Source organism: uncultured Sphingomonas sp., from assembly GCF_913776855.1.
Classification (GTDB): Bacteria; Pseudomonadota; Alphaproteobacteria; order Sphingomonadales; family Sphingomonadaceae; genus Sphingomonas.
In genome coordinates, this window is the sequence record NZ_CAJYQD010000048.1 from 44,546 (window position 1) to 63,726 (window position 19,181).

The following is a 19,181-nucleotide window of genomic DNA, read 5'->3' on the forward strand; positions in this document are numbered from 1 at the left end:
CCCGTACGCGAGAGGCGTACGGGACCGATCCTTCAGAATTTGAAGGTCGCGCCGGCGAACAGGATGCGGCCCGAATAGCCGTTGGTCCAGAAACGCGCCTTCGTATCGTCGCCCAGATGCTGGCGCAGTTCCGACTTGGTGAGGTTCAGCACCGAAGCCGACAGCACCAGTTGCGGCGTCAGGTTGTAGGCGACGTTCAAATCCACCTGCTCATAGGGTTCGGTGTAGATGGTCAGCTGGTTGTGCGTCCCGTTCACCACCTCGCCCCGGCGGTTGTACGATGCGCGGGCTAGGAACTTGTCGTTTTCATAGAACAGCGTGAAGTTCGCCTGGTTCTTGGCGCTGCCGACCAGCGGCGACTTGGCGATCTCCCGTCCGTTCAGCACGACGGCGGCAAGGTTCGTGTCGTTGAAGGTCAGGTTGGCCTGATACCCCACCCCGAAATCGAACGTATGCTGGGCATAGAATTCGATGCCCTGCGAAACACCGTCCTGCCCGTTGGCCTGGGTCGAGAAGTTGCGGACATTGACCGTTTCGCCGCCGATCGTCACCGCCTGATCCTGCGACACCGGTACGACGAAGTTCTTCACGTCCTTGCGGAACAGGCCGACGCCGATGACCGATCCGCGATGGTAATACCATTCGAGGCCGATGTCGTACTGCCACGCCTGGAACGCTTCCAGGTCCTTGTTCGACCCGCTGCCGGTCCATCCGGGCTGGCTGGTGCCGCCGCCCGCCACACGGTCGCTGCTATATTCCTCCGACACGAAGTTCAGTGCGCCGGGGAAGGCAAGGTTGGTGAACGCCGGCCGTGCGATGACCTTTGCCACCGCGCCGCGCACGACCAGGTTCGACGTGGCGTCGAACGCGAGGTTCAGGCTGGGCAGGACATCGGTATAGGTCTTTTCCAGCGTGTTCAGCTCGAACGTCTTCTGCCGCACCTCGGCACGGACGAAGCCGCTCTCGCAAATCTGGTTCGCGGCGCCCGGCGTACAGGCGAGCGGGCGGCCATCGGGACCATCGGCGAAATAATCGAGGAAGCGTTCGACCGCATCGGTCGATTCCGCGCGCTGCCTGGTATGGACCAGCCGCACGCCCCAGTTGCCGCGCAACCGGTCGCTCTTGATATTGGCCTGGAGATAGCCCGACCAGATCTTCTCCCCCACATTGTAGATGAAGTCCGGCTCCTCGAACCGCACCGACCCGCCGTAGCGATCGTCGAGATAGCTCAGATAGTTGGTGAAGTTGATGCCGGGGAACACGTTCGCGGCAAACCCGCCGGGAATATTGGTGATCGGGTTCGACAGGAAGAATTCGGGCCGCGCGGTGCTCGCCGTCGTGTCGCACTGCTGATAGCGCGTGGTCGTCCCCGGACAATTCCAGATGGTGTTGCCGGTATTGCGATGGACCGTACCGTCGCGATACTTCACGCCGAACTGCAGCGAATCGAATGCGCCGTTGGAGATCAGCCACGTGCCGTCGGCCTGGCCGTAATATTGCGAGATACGCGTGTTGATCCACGACGAATCTGTCGACCCCACGTCGATCTCGGCCAGCCCGCCCAGGATGCGATCCTGCAGGTCGGGCGAGAAGGTCATGGTCGGGGTGCCGGTCAGGTCCCACGCGCTGAAGCGGTTGCCGGGCTGATAGGCACCGTTCACTGCCACGCGCGGCTTGGCCGACATGCGGAAGTTGATCGACGGACCGCCTTCGGACCACGTGCGGCCGAGCTTGATGGCACCGACGAAGTTGTCGCTCTTATACTCCGCCTCGAAATCGGCGGTCTGCGACAGCGCTTCTTCCCGGCTGTAGCCGCCGGTCAGCTGCGGCGTCGGCACGGTACAGTCGTCCGGACCCCAGCCGCCGGGGCGCTGGCCGCCCGCCGCCGCCTCGGCCTCGCTGCACTAATATTTCTTGCCGTTGACAAGGCTGAACTGCGCCCCGGTCACGATCGTCCCGCTCGGGTCGAAGGTCAGCTTGTCGAGCAGCCGCCCGCCCGCCCAGTTGCCGTCGCCGGCATAGCGCGCGATGTTCCATTCCGGAATCTTCAGCGAATTGTTGACGTAGTCGCCGGTCAGGTTGAACCGGAAATAATTCGCGGTCAGCGTCAGCGCGTCGGTCGGCCGCCACTGCGCCGTCGCCTGGATGCCCAACCGTTCGCGGTTTTCGTCGCGGATGCCGAAATTGACCGCGGTCGGCATGAAGAAGCCCGAATACAGCCGGCCATTCTGGTCGTTGAAGCCCGACTGGCCCCACCATTCGCTGGGCTGCGGCGAAAACGGCGTGCCGTTGACGTCGACACCGCTGCGCGACGGGTTCTGGTCATACCACAACCAATCCTCGGTCGTGGCGCTCATGGTGCGCGTCTGGCGCTTCTGCCACGTCGCACTGACCAGCACGCCGAACGTCTCGTCCTTGTTCTTCCACGACAGCTGGCCGGAAACCTGCGGGTCCACACCCTTGGTCGTGTCGGCATAGGTGCCCTCGGCCGTCAGGAATCCCGACCATGCCGGCAGGTCGAGCGGGCGGCGGGTGTGCAGGATCACCGTGCCGCCGATGCCGCCTTCATCGATGCGTGCTTCCGACGACTTGAACAGCTCCGCCTTGCCCAGCAGGTTGGACGGCATCAGCAGGAAGTTGAACGAGCGCGTCGCCTCGCTGTTCGTTTCCGACGACGCGATATAGTTGCCGTTGAGCAACGTCAGCGTCAGGTCGGGTTGCAGGCCGCGCACGCTGACCGTGCGTCCTTCGCCACCATCACGGGTGATGACGACGCCCGGCACGCGCTGAAGCGCGTCGGCGACGTTGCGGTCGGGGAATTTGCTGATGTCCTCGGCGGTGATGACCTCGACCACGGCCGCGGAATTACGCTTGTCGCGCAGGTTGCGGTCGATCGACGAACGATAGCCGGTGACGAGGATTTCACCATCGCCCTGCCCCTCATCGGCCGTCGTCACCGGCGCGTCGGTCGCGACCGGATCGGCCCCGACCGTCGCCTGCGCCTGGGCCATACCGGCGAACCCGATCATGCCGGCGACCGCGACACCGGTCATCAGCCCCGCGCGAACGCGCCCGCCCATCCGAAAATTCTTCATCCCGTCCTCCCCTTTTCAGGCGACGGCCTTGGCCGCCCGCCTCGCTGTTGCGCGTTCGCCCGGTCTGATGCCGATTCGAACTATCGATGATGTAATCGATTACATGCACGTTGCATGGCGAATATGTCAAGAGTCTTTCTAATCCCGGCAGCCGGGTTCGATCGCAAGTTGACCGACGTTCAGCGGGCTGCGGGCGTCGGGCCGGACGAGGACCGACAGGCGCACCTCCCCCACGGCCGGCCGCACGCACCAGCGGGTCTGCTGCCATCCGGGGCCTGTTGCGACGGACCGGCTCGAACGCCCGACCCGCACGGCATAGCCTGACCCGCCCCGCGTGACCGCCGTCACCGTGGCCGCCCGATTCAGACGCAGGGCGTAGAGCGGCACCTCCACCCGCCCGCCTGTTTCCTGAGGCGCAATGCGCAGCGACGATCCGCCGTCGAACGGCGCGTCGAAATCATAATTGACCGCGACCTTTCGCCCCCCCAGCGTCGCGAACTGCCAGGTCGGCAGCGTATCCTGTCGCGCCATGTCGTGCCACGGACCGCCGACCACGACGCCCCGCCGCGCCTCCACCCGCCCATGACCGATGTTGAAGCGGGTGATGAAGGGCAAGGCGGGGATCAGCCCCCTGGTCGGCGCCAGCGATGCGATGCCCGGCCAGCCCTTGCCCCCCGTTGTCGCCAGATTGCGATCGTCACCCGCGAACAGGCGACGTTCGGCATCATAGAAACGGACGACATCGCGCGGGTCGCGATCGAAATCGCTGAAGCGTGGCGTGCGGGCATCCCCCGGCCAGCTATAGCCGAAATGCGGCGCGAACAGCGCGATCGATCCATAGGCTCGCCCACCCGGCCGCGCGCGCAGCGCGTCCAGCCAGCCGCCGTTGCGGAACGCCGGCTGGGCATCGCGCGCCGGCCACAGATCGGCGCCGATGAACACGTCGTAACGGCTGCGGCCCATGCGCTCGGCCAGCGCCGCACCTTCGGCCAGTCCCGCCCGCGTCCAGTCGTAATTGAGGAACATCGCATCCGCCGTGCGTCGCGTTCCGTCCTGCAGAAAGCGGGCATTGGCCGGGGTCAGCGCATTCTGCCACCGGACGCGACCATCGGGCAGCAGCGCGTCGTACCAATGGACCCTCATGCCCGCCGGTGCGACCGCGCGCAGTTCGACCATGAAGTCGATCATCGCCGCGCCGTCCGCTTCGGCGGTTTCGGCATTCACGAACCAGCCGTCAAAGCCATAATATCGCGCGATGCGCACCAGCTGTCGTGCCGCCGGGAAATGCCCCTGCGCATCGCGGCGCAGAAAGGACGCGACCGTTTCGGGCGACCCGCCCCATGCGACGGGCGCGAAGAACACCGTGCCGATCACCTCCACACCGTTGCGATGCGCCGCCTCCACCCAGCCGCGCGACGGCAGGTTGATGCCGCGATCCGCCGTGCCCGCGAACCAGGCGAGGATGTCGATCTGCGGCCAATGGGTAAAGACATAGCCGTTGAACCGCGACAGCCGCCCGCGATGCCCGCCCAGGTCGTTCATCCCGTCCGGGGCGTACAGGACGCGCACCTGCGGATCGATCGCCGCCCCCCGCCGCAGCGGCTTGGCGATAAACCGCGGCACCACCGGCACGCGCGCGACATTGCCGCTGTCAGCCGTCCGCCCGTCCGGGGTCCAGCGCAGCAGCTCGTCGATGGTCAGCGACAGTGGCGCACCCTGCGCCGCCGCCGGGGCGGACGCCAGCAGCGCGACGGCGGCGAGCGCTCCTCTCATGCGATCCAGTCGACCAGGCTGGCGACCGCGACCGGCGCATCCTCGGCCAACCGTCCCTCGCGCAGGGTCACCCGCCGTTCCTCGCCCGGCAACAGGTCGAAATAATTGTCGGAAAGGTTAGCTGCATCGACCGCAATCTTGACCGCCCGTGCGAACCTCTCCGCGCGCACCACGACGGCGCCATCCTCGGCCCGCACCGACAGCCCCGGATCGGGCAGCCGACAGGCGGTCGCATCGCGCACCATCCGCACGTCGCGGGCGCGTTCCCCTGAAGCGCCGACGATCCGGCTGACCAGCACATCGCCTGTCGCGGCGGGAACCCGCGCGACGATAGCGGCGCTGTTCTCGGCCACCGTGACCTGCTCGACCATCTTCCAGCGCACCGTGCCGTCGAAATCGAGCAGCTCGACCACCAGATCCGCCACGATCGGATCGAGCAGGTCCGACACCGCGTGGATCGCAAATCCGTCGCCCACCGGCTCCGCCGACAGGATCAGTGGCGCGAATGACCGCGCCGCCTGATAATGCAGCGCCTTCCACCGGCCATAATGATCGATGCTCGACCACGAGATCGCCGGGAAACAGTCGTTGAACTGCCAGTAGAGCGATCCCATGCAGCGCGGCATTGCCCGGCGATGCGCCTCGAACGCGATGCGCAATCCATCCGCCTGGGTCAGCTGGCTGAGCGTGCAGAAGGCGGCGAAGTCGCGCGGTTCGCCATAATGGTGGCGCAGGAACCGCCCGATGATCGCGTCGCCGCGCGGATGCTTCTGATGCAGCGCCAGCACCGCCGACCCCACCACGCGGTCGGCGGGATCGGTGAAGCGCTCGACCGAGGCGATGTCGGGATAGGACTGGAAGCCGTACTCGCTCATGAAGCGCGGCACGCGCTCCGCATAGGCGCTCAGCGGCTCCTCGCCATGCCACACGCCCCAATAATGATTGTCGCCGCGGCGATCGTCGGTAGGATCGTTCCAGAAGCCGATGGGTGACGACGGCAGGTAGAAGCGCTCCGGGTCATGCTGCGCGACCAGATCGGGCAGCAGCCGTTCGAACAGGTCGCGATTTGCCGCGACCAGCCGTTCGAACAGGTCGGCCGGATAGCCGAAGGTCGTCGGCCAGTTCCAGTGCGCAATGCCCAGCGACACCTCGTTATTGCCGCACCACAGCGCCAGCGAGGGATGCCGCCGCAGCCGCCGTATCTGCTGGCGTGCCTCCTCCGAGACGTTCGCCAGGAACGCCGGGTCGGACGGATACAGCGTGCAGCTGAACATGAAATCCTGCCAGATCAGGATGCCATGTTCGTCGGCTAGGTCGTGGAACAGGTCGCTTTCATAGGTTCCGCCACCCCATACCCGCAGCATGTTCATGTTGGCGTCGACCGCATCGCGGAACAACTGGCGGTAGCGTTCCGGCGTCACGCGCTCGAGGAAGCTGTCAGACGGGATATAGTTCGCGCCCTTCATGAAGGTGCGGCGGCCGTTCACCTCGATCTCGAAACATTCGCCGATCACATCCGGTTCGTTGCGCACGCGGATGGTGCGCAACCCGACGCGGGCGCTTGCCCGGTCGATGACGCCGGCATCGTCGTGGAGCGTCGCGGTGAAGCGATAGAGGAACGCCTCACCCAACCCGTTCGGCCACCACAGATGCGGGTTGTCGATCACCACCCGCGCCGTCGTACCGCGCACCGGCGCGATACCGGCCACGTCACAGCTGATCTCGACCTCGCCCGCGCCTTCGACCTCGACGTCGAACGCGACGATGGCCTGTTCCTCGCTCAACGCTTCGATCCGGTACTGCACGTCGACGATCCGCCCGCGCCGCACCACGTCCAGCCACACCGACCGCCACACGCCCGACGGCACATATTTCGGCCCCCAGTCCCAGCCGAAATGATAGGGCGCTTTCCGCACGTAGACGCTGGCATGGACGGCGGTCTTGTCGTTTTCCGCCGGATAGGTGAAGCCGTCCGCCGCCTGCCGCGCTTCGCCGTAGCGTACGGGCGAGCGGAACTGCAGCGCCAGTTCGTTGGCGCCGACGCGCAGCCGGTCGCGCACCTCGACCCGGTGCGACCGGAACATATTGTCGCTCGACAACAGCTCCGTCCCGTTCAACCGCACGTCGCACAGCGTGTCGAGGCCATCGAACACCAGCGCCACGCTGTCGCCCGTCAGTTCGTCGGCGGTCACGTCGAAGGTGCAGCGATATTCCCAATCCGCCCGCTCGATCCATTGGAGGCGCGGCTCTGCGTCGCGATGATACGGGTCCTCGATCAGCCCCGCGCGCCACAGATCGGTGAAGTTCGACCCCGGCACCTGCGCCGGCAGCCATGCCTCCTCCCCGAACTGGCGAAAGGTCCAGCCGCTGTCGAGCGTGCGGCGGGTCGTGGCAGGCATCATTGCAGGTTGATCTCGTCGAGGAACAGCCAGGCCGGCTTGCCCCGCGGCTTGAGGGAAGCGGGCATGTCGCCCCAGGCGACCGCACGGACGCGGTAATGGCGATAGGGGCGTCCCGGCAGCGGGATGGCGATACGCTCGACCGTCTGGGTCACCCCGCGCCACGGGGCGACGTCGCGCGTCGCGATCGGGGTCAGGCGGGCCGGATCGTCGCCGGCCAGCACCTCGAACCGGCGCGGCGGCATGATGCCGTTCATCGCATCGTCGAGATAGCCGATGGTCAGGATGCGCGCGGGCTTCGGTGCGCCGAGGTCGATGGTCGCGGTGATGTCGCCCACGCGCCCGGTCCAGCGTTTGTCGCCATAGGCCTGCCCGCCGACGATCCCGTCGATCAGCATCGCGCCGTCCTTCGCACCGTAACCGATGCCATCCTCCGCCAACGAGATGCGCGGGAAACCGGGGGCCAGCCCTTTCAGCAGGCTGCGAACATAGTGCCGCTCCAGCGTCGTGCTGCGCCCGAGCTTCGCATCGAACGCGGCGGCGCGGATCACCGTGTCGCGGTCGATCCGCACTGGCGCGGCATAGCGGGTCGAGCGCGGCGTCGGCTCGCCGCCGTCCCGCGTATAGCGGATCGCACCGCCCGCCGTCCGCAGCGTCACGTCGCGCGTCACGGCAAAGCGTGGGTCCTCGACCGGATCATAGGGTACCCAGGGCGCACGCTGCGTCACCGACACCGGTGCCCGGTCGTCGAACGCGCCGAGACTGCTATCCTCCGGCCGACTGCCCCAGCGCGACGGCTGCGAACCCATTACGAAGCGCAGCGTGCCGCCGGCCAGCAACTGCGCGTGCGTCAGATAGGTCCTGGTCAGAGGCTGCCCGTTCAACGTCGCCGACTGGACATAGATATTGCGCGCCGACAGCCGCTCTGCCTCGACGGTGAAGCTCCGCCCGCCCGGCAGGCGCATCGTCGCGCGGCGGTGATAGGGTGCGCCGATCTGATAGGTCAGGTCACCGGGCGCGACCGGGTAGAACCCCAGCGTACTGAACACATACCACGCCGACATCTGGCCCAGATCGTCATTATTGACCAACCCGCCCGGCCGATCCGAATACATTTCGCGCACGACGCGGTTCACATAATATTGCGTCCGCCCCGGCTGTCCGGCGAGGTTGAAGAGGTACGGCATCTGATGCCCCGGCTCGTCGCCATGGCCATAGCGGCCGACGAACCCCGACAGATCGACATGCTGCTCGCCCCCGATCGGCGTGGTGTCGCGAAAGATGCGCTCTAACCAGTCGCCATAGGCTTTGCGCCCGCCATGCAGCCGGATCGCCGCCGCCATGTCGTGCGGGGTATAGGCGGAATAGGCCCAGATGTTTCCGGAGACATAGTTGCGATTGAGGTCACCCCAATCGTCCCGCCGCATCGGCGCGAACCGGCCATCGGCCAGCATCGGCAACAGCCAGCCACTGGCCGGGTCGTATAATTGCCGCCACCCGGTCGCACGCTCGGCAAACAGCGTGGCGTCGTCGGCACGGCCGAGCTTCGCCGCGACCTGTCCGATCGTCCAGTCCTCGTAATTCTGCTCGGTCGTCTTCGACACAGAACTGGCGACATCGGCGGGGACGAAACCATAGCGCAGATAGCCGTCCATGCCGTTCAGGTCATAGACGTTGCTGTGCTTCGTCCGATCGAACGCGCTCGCCCGGATCGCGGCATAGGCGCTGGCCGGATCGACCCCCGGCAGCCCCTTTATGACCGCATCGGCAATGATCGACACGATCGGATAGCCGATCATCACCCGGTTATCATGGCCGACCGCTTCCCAGCTGGGCAGGATCAGGGCGGCATCGCGGTGGCGCGACACCATGCTGGCGACGATTCCGCCGGCCTGTGCCGGGTCGACGATGGTCAGCAGCGGGTGGACCGCGCGATAGGTGTCCCAGTTCGAAAAATTGCTGAACTGCGGGATGTTCGACCGCAGCACCCGCCCCTCGACGCGGTAGTCGCCTGTCACGTCCGACACCAGGTTCGGGGCGATCGCGGCGTGATAGCTGGCGGTGTAGAAGATGCGCTTCTTGGCCGCATCCGGCTCCGTGATACGGATCGCCGACAGCCGCGTCGCCCACGCCGCCCGCGCCGCGCGCCGCACCGTGTCGAAGTCCTTGCCCTCGGCCTCGGCCCGAAAATTGGCGAGCGCCCCTTCCGCCGAAGCGTGGGAGATCGCCACCGCTACCTCGACCTGCCCGACATCCTTGCCGAACCGGACATAGGTTCGCCGCGCTGCGCCCTTGCCCGCCCGCCCGGCAACCGGCCGGTCGGCTTCGGTCAGTTGTGCCGCAGCAAACGGCTGCGAGAAGCGCGCCACGAAATAGACCGTCCGCGCCCCGGCCGACGATCCGATCGTGCGCCGCCAGCCGCGGATTTCACGTTCCGACACGATCTCGATCCCGCTTTCCAGCGCATGGTCGTCGCCGACCGCATGGATCGGATCAATCACGACATAACGCTCGCCCGTTCCGTTGAAGCGGTAGCGGTGGAAACCGGTGCGCAGCGTCGCGGTCAGTTCGACATCGACATCGGCATCGTCGAGGTGGACCCGGTAATAGCCCGCCTGCGCCTGTTCCCGATCATGCGAAAAGCGCGAGCGATAGCCGGCGCCGGGTTTGTTGAGCGCACCCATTGCCGTGCCCGCCACTCGGGTCGGCATCAACAGGATGTCGCCCAGCGCCCCCAGCCCCGCCCCGCTGATATGGGTGTGTGCGAACCCGTCGATCACGGTGTCGCTGTAATGATAGCCCGAGGTCCATTTCCATCCGTCGCGGCTGTTCGACGGGCTGAGCTGCACCATCCCGAACGGCAGCGTCGCGCCGGGAAAGACATGGCCGTCGCCATCGGTGCCGATCATCGGATCGACCCACGCAACCGGATCGTCCGCCTCCTGTGCCAAGGCGGGCACCGCCAGCGCCAGTAGCATTGCGCCTGCGAACCACCTCACGCCGCGGGCTCCGCCGGGCCGTCGGCCATATCCTCGGGCCAGTCGGCCAGACGCCGATACCAGGTCCGCCACAAAATTCCTCCACACACGATCACCACGATCAGGCACGCGGCCATCGCGGCGAAATTCTTGACCACCAGGAACACCGGCGTCGCGACCAGGGCGGTCTGCATCAGCGTGCCGACCACGATGTTGAAGGCGTTGCGCGGCAGCTCGCGATTGGGCTGTGCCGCCGGGTTCTCCGCCTGCAACAGCGCCTGCACCGGCCTCCAGAAGCCCCATGGCCGCACCTGCCTGTAGAAGCCCAGCAGCACCGCCGGATCGGTCGGCCTCGTCATCAGGCTGGCCCCGATCGCCACCGCGCCCGACACGAGGATGATGAGCGGGAACAGGTACAGCGGCAGGATCGCCCCCGCCTGCGGCAGCAGCGGCCCGAACACGAACGGGAAGCTGAGCGAACAGGCGATGCCCGCCACCATGCCGGCGAAATAGCCTTCGCCGTTGAAGCGCCACCAATACCATTTGATGACGTTGGACACGGTGTACCCGCCCCACAGCCCCGACACGATCCACTGCAGCGCATCGTTGATCGACGCGACGAACAGCCCGATCCCCATCGCCAGCAGCACGACCGCGACCGACACGGCATAGCTCAGCCGTACCAGCAGCCGCTGCGACGCATCCGGGTTCACGTACCGCCGGTACACGTCGTTGACGATGTAGAGCGGCGCCGCGTTCAGGCTGGAGGCAAAGGTCGCCATGAACGCCGCCAGCAGCCCGGTAATGATGACCCCGCGCACGCCCGCGGGCATGAACGCCTGAATCGCGGCGGGCAGCAGATTCTCGAAATCAACCTTGCCGCCCGATGCCAGGTCCAGCCGGTCGACGAACACCAGCGCCAGCACGGTGAACCCGGCGATCATCAGGTACCGGATCGGCATCAGCACCACCGATACGAAGCCGGTCACCTTCGCCGCATCGCGCGGGGATCGCGTCGCCAGCACGCGCTGCATGTCGTAGCTGGGCGCGGGACCGGCGGCGCTCTTCAGGATGCCGGAGAACAGCATCATCATCATCAGCGCGGTGAACAGTTCATAGCCGTCGCCCGCAATCTTCGCCGCCGCCTCCGGCCGGATCGCGCTCCAGTCCAGCCCCAGATGCCAGCCGAAGCCGGGACTCATCCACCCTGCCGGGGTGGCGGCGGCGATCTGCGCCGGGGTCACCATCGTCATCGCCATGCCGGCAACGAAAAACGCCGCCAGCGTCATGATCCCGAATTGCAGCACATCGGTCCACACGATGCCCGGCAGTCCGCCCAACACGACATAGACCGTGACCAGGGTGGTGAAGAACACCGCATAGGCGACCGGCACCTGCGCCGGGCTGAGCGTCAGTCCCAGCGCCGGGCCGATCGCCTCCCACGGCAGGAACAATTCCATGAACTTGCCGATGCCGACGAACGCATAGACCAGGAACCCGACGACGCAGATGACCGAGAACAGCACGACCGACAGATGCGACAAGCGACTGCCGCGATTGTCGCCGAAACGGAACAGGATCCACTCCGCCCCCGACCGCACATTCGACCGCCGCAGCCACACGGCAAGATACGCCATCAGGAACACCTGGTTGAACACCGGCCACAACCATGGCAGCCAGATGCTCTTCATCCCGTACAGGAACAGCAGCGTCGACAGCCACATCGTGCCCGAAATATCGAACATGCCGGACGCGTCGGACAGGCACAGCAGATACCAGGGCATCCGCTTGTTGCCGAGATAATAGCTGTCGATGCTCTCGGCGGCGCGCGCGCGCACCTTCAGCGCGATCGCCAGCGTCGCCACGAGATATGCGAGCACGATCAGCCCGTCGATCGGCGCCACGCCGCCCTCCCCCTGTACCGGCTCCGCAACGGGACCGCTTTGTCGGGACCAAGCCTAGGCAGCATCGACCGCCCTCGCAAGCGAATAATGTAATGGATTACATGGTTCGCCGGCGCTATCGCGCTCTTCCTGCCCGCCCGCTTGACTTGGAACCGGCGGTTGGCAGAACGATAGGCCGGGGAGTAGGGGCAATGAGCAGTATCATCGATGTCGCGAACGCGGCGGGCCTGTCGACCGCCACCGTGTCGCGCGCGCTGCGCACCCCGGAAAAGGTGACGGAGGCGACCCGCGCCCGCGTGATGGCGGCGGTCGAGGCGGTCGATTACCGGCCGAACCTGCTGGCACGCAACCTGCGCTCCGACCGGTCCTTTTCGGTGCTGGTGCTGGTGCCGGGCATCGCCAACCCGTTCTTTGCCAATGTGACTGCCGGCATCGAATCGATCGCGTGGCGACGCGGCTATTCGGTATTTCTGGGCGACACGCGCGATTCCCGCGACCGGGAGGCGCATTATGAACAGCTGGTCGAAACCCGCCTCGCCGATGGTGTGATCCAGCTGTCGCCCGACTATGGCTTCAATGCGCGGCAACGGGCGGCGAGCTATCCGATCGTCCATGCCTGCGGTTGCGAACTCACCCAGGCACCGTCGGTCCGCATCGACAATGCCGGCGCGGCGCGGGAAATGGCCGACCACCTGATCGCCGCCGGCCATCGCCGCATAGCGACGATCAGCGGCCCCGCTGCCAACCCGCACGCGGTCGACCGGATGAAGGGCTATCGCGCCGCACTGGAAGCCGCCGGGATCGCGTTCGATCCGGCGTTGGTCCGCTTCGGTGATTGGTCGATGGGGTCGGGCGCTGCAGCGGCGAACGAGTTCCTGATGCTGCCGAACCGCCCGACTGCGATCTTCAGCATGAACGACGAAATGGCGATCGGCGCGATTCAATCCGCCACCGCGCGAGGGCTTCGGGTGCCGCACGACCTGGCGATCACCGGGTTCGACGACATCAGCTTCGCGGCGCACTCCACCCCGTCGCTCACCACCATCGCCCAGCCGGCCGAAGCGATGGGCGCCAAGGCGTGCGAAATCCTGATCGACCGGATCGAGGGCAAGGCCGCCGACGATACCGTCCATATCCTGTCCCACGAACTCATCGTCCGGCAAAGCAGCGCAACCGCAAATTAGGGTTGGTTTTGATCGATGTAATGGATTACACGGCCCCGGCAGGCGACGACGAACCCGTCGCGCCGAACGGGGGGAGAGCGGGTGCCGATGATCGTCGGGGTGGACATTGGCGGACATCATGTCGCAGCAGCAGCCATTGCGCAGGATGCGCCCGGCGCACTCGTCGCCGACACCTTTCAACACGTTGCCTGCGCCCCGAGTGACAACCGCGCTACGTTGATCGCGGCATGGGCCGGGGCGATCGACGCCGTGGTCGAGCGGGTCGGCCCGGATCAGGTGCGCGGCATCGGCATCGCGATGCCCGGCTCGTTCGACTACACCGCCGGCATCGCCTATTTCGAAGGGAACGGGAAATTCGCCGCGCTGTACGGCGTCGATGTCGCGCAGGCGCTGGCCGAAACGTTGCGCCATCCCCGCCCGGTCCGCTTCCTCAACGACGCCACCGCCTTTGCGGTCGGCTGCGTCGCGATCGGCGCAACGCCGGCACGGGGCAATGTCGTCGGCGTGACGCTGGGCACCGGATTAGGATCGGCGTTCCTGCGCGACGGCATACCCGCGATCGACGGTGACGACGTACCGCCGCACGGCTCGCTCTGGCACCTGCCCTTTCGGGAAGGCATCGCCGACGATCATGTCTCTGCCCGCTGGCTGACCGCGCGCATCGCACAGCGGCTGGACGGTATCGACACGGTTGTCGCCGCCGCCGACGCGGCCCGCGCCGGCAACGAAACCGCCGCTACGATCTTTGCCGATTATGGCGACAATCTCGGCACGATCCTTTCGCCCTGGGTCGATCGCTTCGGCGCCGGAACCGTCATGCTCGGCGGTCGCATCTGCGGCGCGTTCGACCTGTTCGGCCCGGTGCTTCGCCAGCACCTGCCCACCACCCATATCGCGGTCCATGCCGATACCGAGGACGCCGCCATCATCGGCGCCGCCCGGACGTTCGACGCGACATTCTGGGACCGCGCCCGCCACCACCTGCCGACCCGTTGAGAGAGGACCGCCGCATGGCCCTGCCCCGCCTGACCGCCCCCGCCACCGCGCTGGCGCTGATCCTCGCTCCCCTCACCCCCGGCGTGGCGCAGGACCAGCGCGCCGATTTGGTCGATCTGGTCAACCCGCTGATGGGGACGGATTCGACCTATGAACTGTCCTACGGCAACACCTATCCGGCGATCGCGCTGCCATGGGGCATGAATTTCTGGACGCCGACCACCAACAAGGCCGGCGACGGCTGGGCCTATCGCTACCGCGATACCAAGCTGTGGGGCTTCAAGCAGACCCATCAGCCCAGCCCGTGGATGAACGACTATGGCGCCTTCTCGCTGATGGCGATGACGGGTACGCCGAAACTGGCCGAGGCCGACCGCGCGTCGTGGTATTCGCACAAGGCGGAAACCGCTCGCCCCTATTACTACAGCGCCTACCTCGCCGATTACGACACCACGGTCGAGATCGCGCCGACCGAGCGGGCGGCGCAGTTCCGCTTCACCTTCCCGGAAAGCGATCAGAGCTGGATCCTGCTCGACGCGTTCGACAAGGGGTCGGCGGTCACCATCCTGCCGAAACAGCGCCGCATCATCGGCTATGCCAGCAACAATAGCGGCGGCGTACCGGCCAATTTCCGCGACTGGTTCGTGCTGGAATTCGACCACGACTTCACCGTTGCCGACACGATCGGTGACGGCTTCAAGCGCCAGAGCGGCGTGACACGGGCCGAAGGCAAGCGCGTCGGCGCGCTGGTCGGGTTCAGGACGCGCAAGGGCGAACAGGTGAATGTCCGTGTCGCCTCCTCCTTCATCAGTGCCGAACAGGCGCAACTGAACCTCGACCGCGAACTGGGCCGCGACGATTTCGACGCGACGAAGGCCAAGGCCCGCGCTGCCTGGTCCGCGCTAATGGGCCGGTACAAGGTCGACGATCCCGACCTCGACAATGTGCGCACCTTCTATTCGGCACTGTACCGAACGCAGCTCTTTCCACGCCGCTTCCACGAATATGACCGCGCGGGAAAGATGGTTCACTACAGCCCCTATAATGGGCAGGTGTTGCCGGGGCCGATGTTCACCGACAACGGCTTCTGGGACACGTTCCGCGCCGTATTTCCGCTGTTCACGATCATGGAGCGCAAGCTCGATGGCGAGATCATGCAGGGCCTTGCCAACACCTACCGCGAATCCGGCTGGCTGCCCGAGTGGGCCAGCCCCGGACACCGCGACGTGATGATCGGATCGAACTCGGCGGTGAACATCGCCGACGCCTATCTCAAGGGCATTCGCGGCTACGATATCGAAACGCTGTACGAAGCGATTCTGAAGAACGCGACGACCAGCGTCGGCCGCCCGAAATCGGCGGAGGGCAAGACGATCAGCGCGGTCGGGCGCGAAGGCGTCGAATATTACAACCGCCTAGGCTACGTTCCCTATGACGTCGGCATCAAGGAGAACGCCGCCCGCACGCTCGAATATGCCTATGCCGACTTCACCATCGCGCGGTTGGCCGAGGCACTGGGCAAAAAGAACGACGCCGCGATGTTCCGCGCACGCGCGCAGAATTACCGCAAGCTGTTCGACCCGACGGTCGGCTGGATGCGCGGCCGCAATCAGGACGGGACGTTCCAGACGCCGTTCAACCCGCTGAAATGGGGCGATGCCTTCACTGAAGGTAACTCGATGCACTATAGCTGGTCGGTGTTTCAGGACGTGCGGGGCCTGATCGACCTGATGGGCGGCGACCGCGCCTTCGTCGCAAAGATCGATCAGGTGTTCGACAGCCCGCCCAAGTTCGACGAAAGCTATTACGGGCAGGTCATTCACGAAATCCGCGAGATGCAGATCGTGAACATGGGCAACTATGCCCATGGCAACCAGCCGATCCAGCACATGATCTATCTCTACGACTATGCCGGCGCGCCCTGGAAAACGCAGTGGCACGTTCGCAACGTGATGCGCCGCCTCTATGCCGCGCAGCCCGACGGCTATCCCGGCGACGAGGATAACGGCCAGACCTCGGCCTGGTATGTGTTCAGCGCACTGGGCTTCTATCCGGTCACTCCGGGCGCGAACCAATATGTCATCGGGTCGCCGCTGTTCCGTCGCAGCGAACTGGCGCTGGAAAACGGCAAGCGCTTCGTGGTCGAGGCACCGAACAACAGCGTGGCCAATGTCTATATCCAGTCGGCGACGCTCAACGGGCGCAAGCTCGATCGTACGTGGATTTCGCAGGACGAGATCCTGGCCGGCGGCACCTTGCGCTTCGTGATGGGACCGACCCCGAACAAGGCATGGGCGACCGGCCCCGCCGCTGCGCCCTATTCGATGAGCCAGCGCGCGGCGCAGTGATGCGGACGGGTCACTTAACTTGCAGCACCGCGTCGCCTGCGTCGTGGAGCTTCAGGTAGAGCGTCCCGTCGCCGCCGCGCGGGATCGAAACCGACGTGCCGACGAACCCGCCCGGCAGCGTGGCCGCTCCGGCCATGTCGGGGGACGTCCCGATCGCCGCGACCAGGAACAGGTCGCGGCCGGTCACGGTGCAGGTGTCGCGACAGTCGATCGCGGTCAGTACCGGTAGCCGTACCAGCCTTGCCAGCGTTTGCCAGTCGCCCGCCGCACCGCCGCGCAACGCCCGCACGCGCAGGTCGCCCGACACGGCCGGTCCGAACGCGGCCTGTGGTGCGATCGTCGTCACCAGCACGTCGCCGCCGACCTGCTGCACCGCGCCCGACGCGATGGTCAGCCGCTTAGTCGCATCGCCCGCCGCGATCTCGATCCCGTCTTCCGGCCCGTCCAGTCCCCCGGTTACCCGCGCGGAAAAGGTCAAAGCGGCGGCTGTCGGCACCAGCGCGTCTGGCAGTACGATCGGTCGTGCGCCTGCCGGTGGATCATACGCCACCCGCCGGTCGAGCAACTGCACCACCGGCCGCGCCGGCGCGACCGTCGCCGGCACACTGGCGCTGCGCCCATCGCGCAGCTGCACGCCAGCGGTCGTATCGGCAGTTTCATCAGGCGACTGCTCGGCCGTCAGCACCAGCCGGTCGCCATCGCCCGCCCGAGTCAGTGTGCCCGGCGCAAAGCGCGTACCGCCCAGCGTGAGTCCCGCCACCTGGTCCAGCCGTGCGCCTTCCAGCACGCCGTCCCTATCCCCCCGATGGACGGTGAACCGGTCGAGCCGGCTCGGTTCCGCCCGCCCGTTGAGCGCAATCTGGTCCGGGGCGACCGCACCGTGGCGCACGACCGTCAGCGTCAGTGGCCCCGGCCGCGTCTTGCCGAGCGGCAGCGTCGCCTCGATCCCGTCCGCGCCCGCCGCCTTCCAGCTGATCGAGCGGCTGAGGCCGCCCGCATCGCGCAGTGTCAGGGCCGAAACGCACGCCGCCGCGCCGCCGCGCAGCACCAGCGGATGGTCACGCCCGACGATGACATTCGCATCGGGTTGTGGCGCCCATGCCCCCGGCCCATCGATCTGCGCGGGTACGCGCGGCCCGCTGAACCGGTCGAAACCCCAGCTTCCCTGCACCACCGCCTCGCCGATCGGCCCGGTGACCGTCACGCCGCCGCTCGGCACCAGCCCGCCGCGCTCGGCATCGGGGGTCAGCTTCAACAGCGACACCTTGCCGTCCACCGCCGTGACCTTCAGCGTCAGGTCGCGGGCATAATCGGTCGCGAACAGCAACGCTGCATCGTCCAGCGGCAGCACGAGGTCGGGCCTGGCCAGGCACAACGCCCCCGGCGCGGCCGATCGCCACAGTGGCGGCGGGGCGTCGCCGATCGGCGGGAGCGGAGCGACCAGCACCGATCGCGGATTCTGGAAGGACGGCGCGCTGTTCAGCTGCAGGTGGATCGCCTTTCCCTGCCCCAGCGCCAGTGCCGGCAGATATTGATATTGCGCGCTGCGAAACGCGCCGAACAACCGGGCGAGGTCGCGGGCCAAACCGATATAGGGGCTGTAATACCCTGCCCCGCCCTCGCGCGTCGCCGCCACCCGGTAGGCGATATCGACCGGCGCCCCGGTCAGCGTCTCGGTGAGCGTCGCCCCCCGCTGCGCCTGCAGCACCAGCGCGTCGCGCTGCTGGGTCAGGCACGCCGCCTGCAGCGTGCGTTGCTTCAACAGGCAATCGGCGTTCAGCTTGATCCGCAGCGCCTCGGCCAGCACCGGCGCGGCGGTCGCCAGCCGTTCGGGCGCGGCATCGCCGATCCGCCCGATCGCGCCGACGAACGCGTCCAGCCGCTGCCGGTCGAGCGATGCCTGATACAGGTCCTGCGCCGCGCGCACGAACACCCCCGGCCGCCCGCGCACGGCTCCCCGCACCGCCGAAAAGCCGCCGCCCGCTTCGGGGGCGAGGAACAGGATCGCCTGCTCCGCACCTTGCGGAACGGTGAAGGTCAGCACGTCCTTCTTCGGCTTCCACGTCTCGACCGAAAAGAACCAGTTCTTGGGCGGCGGATTGGTCGCCCCGCGCAGGAACGCGACGACCAGCAGATACCGCGCCGACTGATCGGCGGGCAGCAGCGCGCGGGCGGTCAGCGTGTCGCCACCGCGCAGCGCCGGCACCGCCGCTACCGGCAGTTCCACCCCGCCCCGCGTGACGCTGACCGCCACTTCCGGCCCGTCGAGGTCGAACCCGTTCTGCTGGGCAAGCGCCGGACCGGCAAACAGCGCCGACAGCGCAGCGAGGAACAGGAATAGGCGAACCATGGTGCGCGCTATAGCGGAGGGGGAGCGGGTTGATCCACCGGCTTGGTGGCGCCTAAACCTACTGCTGGCGTCATTCCCGCGAAGGCGGGAATCCATAACCGCCAGCGTTTCGATGGGGTCGATACGGTTGCGGATATGGCCTCCCGCCTGCGCG

10 protein-coding genes are annotated in these 19,181 nt (G+C 66.6%); 3 read left to right on the forward strand and 7 right to left on the reverse strand.

Translation table 11 applies throughout. From position 1 onward, the window contains the following. Positions 1–32: 32 nt before the first annotated feature. From QZ755_RS14995 to QZ755_RS15020, 6 genes are all read right to left on the reverse strand, one after another. Positions 33–1,838, reverse strand: coding sequence for a TonB-dependent receptor (locus QZ755_RS14995; RefSeq protein ID WP_294324445.1), 1,806 nt, complete (start codon positions 1,836–1,838; stop codon positions 33–35). Between the two features lie 66 nt (positions 1,839–1,904). Continuing rightward, positions 1,905–3,095 carry a TonB-dependent receptor gene (locus QZ755_RS15000; protein ID WP_294324447.1) on the reverse strand — a complete coding sequence of 397 codons (1,191 nt, stop codon included), beginning with the start codon at positions 3,093–3,095 and terminating at the stop codon, positions 1,905–1,907. Positions 3,096–3,233: 138 nt separating this feature from the next. After that, positions 3,234–4,868, reverse strand: a complete 1,635-nt coding sequence (locus QZ755_RS15005; protein ID WP_294324449.1) for a hypothetical protein — start codon at positions 4,866–4,868, stop codon at positions 3,234–3,236. Then, entirely contained in the window at positions 4,865–7,270 is a 2,406-nt protein-coding gene (locus QZ755_RS15010; RefSeq protein ID WP_294324450.1) for a glycoside hydrolase family 2 protein, read from the reverse strand. Before QZ755_RS15010 ends, QZ755_RS15005 begins: the two co-directional genes overlap by 4 nt. Beyond that, positions 7,267–10,266 carry a GH92 family glycosyl hydrolase gene (locus QZ755_RS15015; RefSeq protein ID WP_294324452.1) on the reverse strand — a complete coding sequence of 1,000 codons (3,000 nt, stop codon included), beginning with the start codon at positions 10,264–10,266 and terminating at the stop codon, positions 7,267–7,269. Before QZ755_RS15015 ends, QZ755_RS15010 begins: the two co-directional genes overlap by 4 nt. Continuing rightward, complete coding sequence (locus tag QZ755_RS15020; protein ID WP_294324453.1) at positions 10,263–12,149, reverse strand: sodium:solute symporter family protein; 1,887 nt, start codon at positions 12,147–12,149, stop codon at positions 10,263–10,265. The genes QZ755_RS15015 and QZ755_RS15020 overlap by 4 nt, the downstream gene beginning before the upstream one ends. A gap of 191 nt (positions 12,150–12,340) precedes the next feature. Here QZ755_RS15020 and QZ755_RS15025 point away from each other — a divergent pair, with 191 nt between their 5' ends. The 3 genes from QZ755_RS15025 (at position 12,341) to QZ755_RS15035 (ending at position 16,677) form a co-directional block, all read left to right on the forward strand. Beyond that, positions 12,341–13,333, forward strand: a complete 993-nt coding sequence (locus QZ755_RS15025; RefSeq protein ID WP_294324455.1) for a LacI family DNA-binding transcriptional regulator — start codon at positions 12,341–12,343, stop codon at positions 13,331–13,333. A gap of 87 nt (positions 13,334–13,420) precedes the next feature. Then, positions 13,421–14,329 (forward strand): ROK family protein, encoded by a 909-nt coding sequence (locus tag QZ755_RS15030; protein WP_294324456.1) that lies wholly within the window; start codon positions 13,421–13,423, stop codon positions 14,327–14,329. Positions 14,330–14,343: 14 nt separating this feature from the next. Further along, positions 14,344–16,677 carry a GH92 family glycosyl hydrolase gene (locus QZ755_RS15035; RefSeq protein ID WP_294324458.1) on the forward strand — a complete coding sequence of 778 codons (2,334 nt, stop codon included), beginning with the start codon at positions 14,344–14,346 and terminating at the stop codon, positions 16,675–16,677. A 10-nt stretch (positions 16,678–16,687) separates the two neighbouring features. On the opposite strand, the gene QZ755_RS15040 is transcribed toward QZ755_RS15035, so the two are convergent. Continuing rightward, complete coding sequence (locus QZ755_RS15040; protein ID WP_294324459.1) at positions 16,688–19,027, reverse strand: hypothetical protein; 2,340 nt, start codon at positions 19,025–19,027, stop codon at positions 16,688–16,690. Positions 19,028–19,181 lie beyond the last annotated feature (154 nt).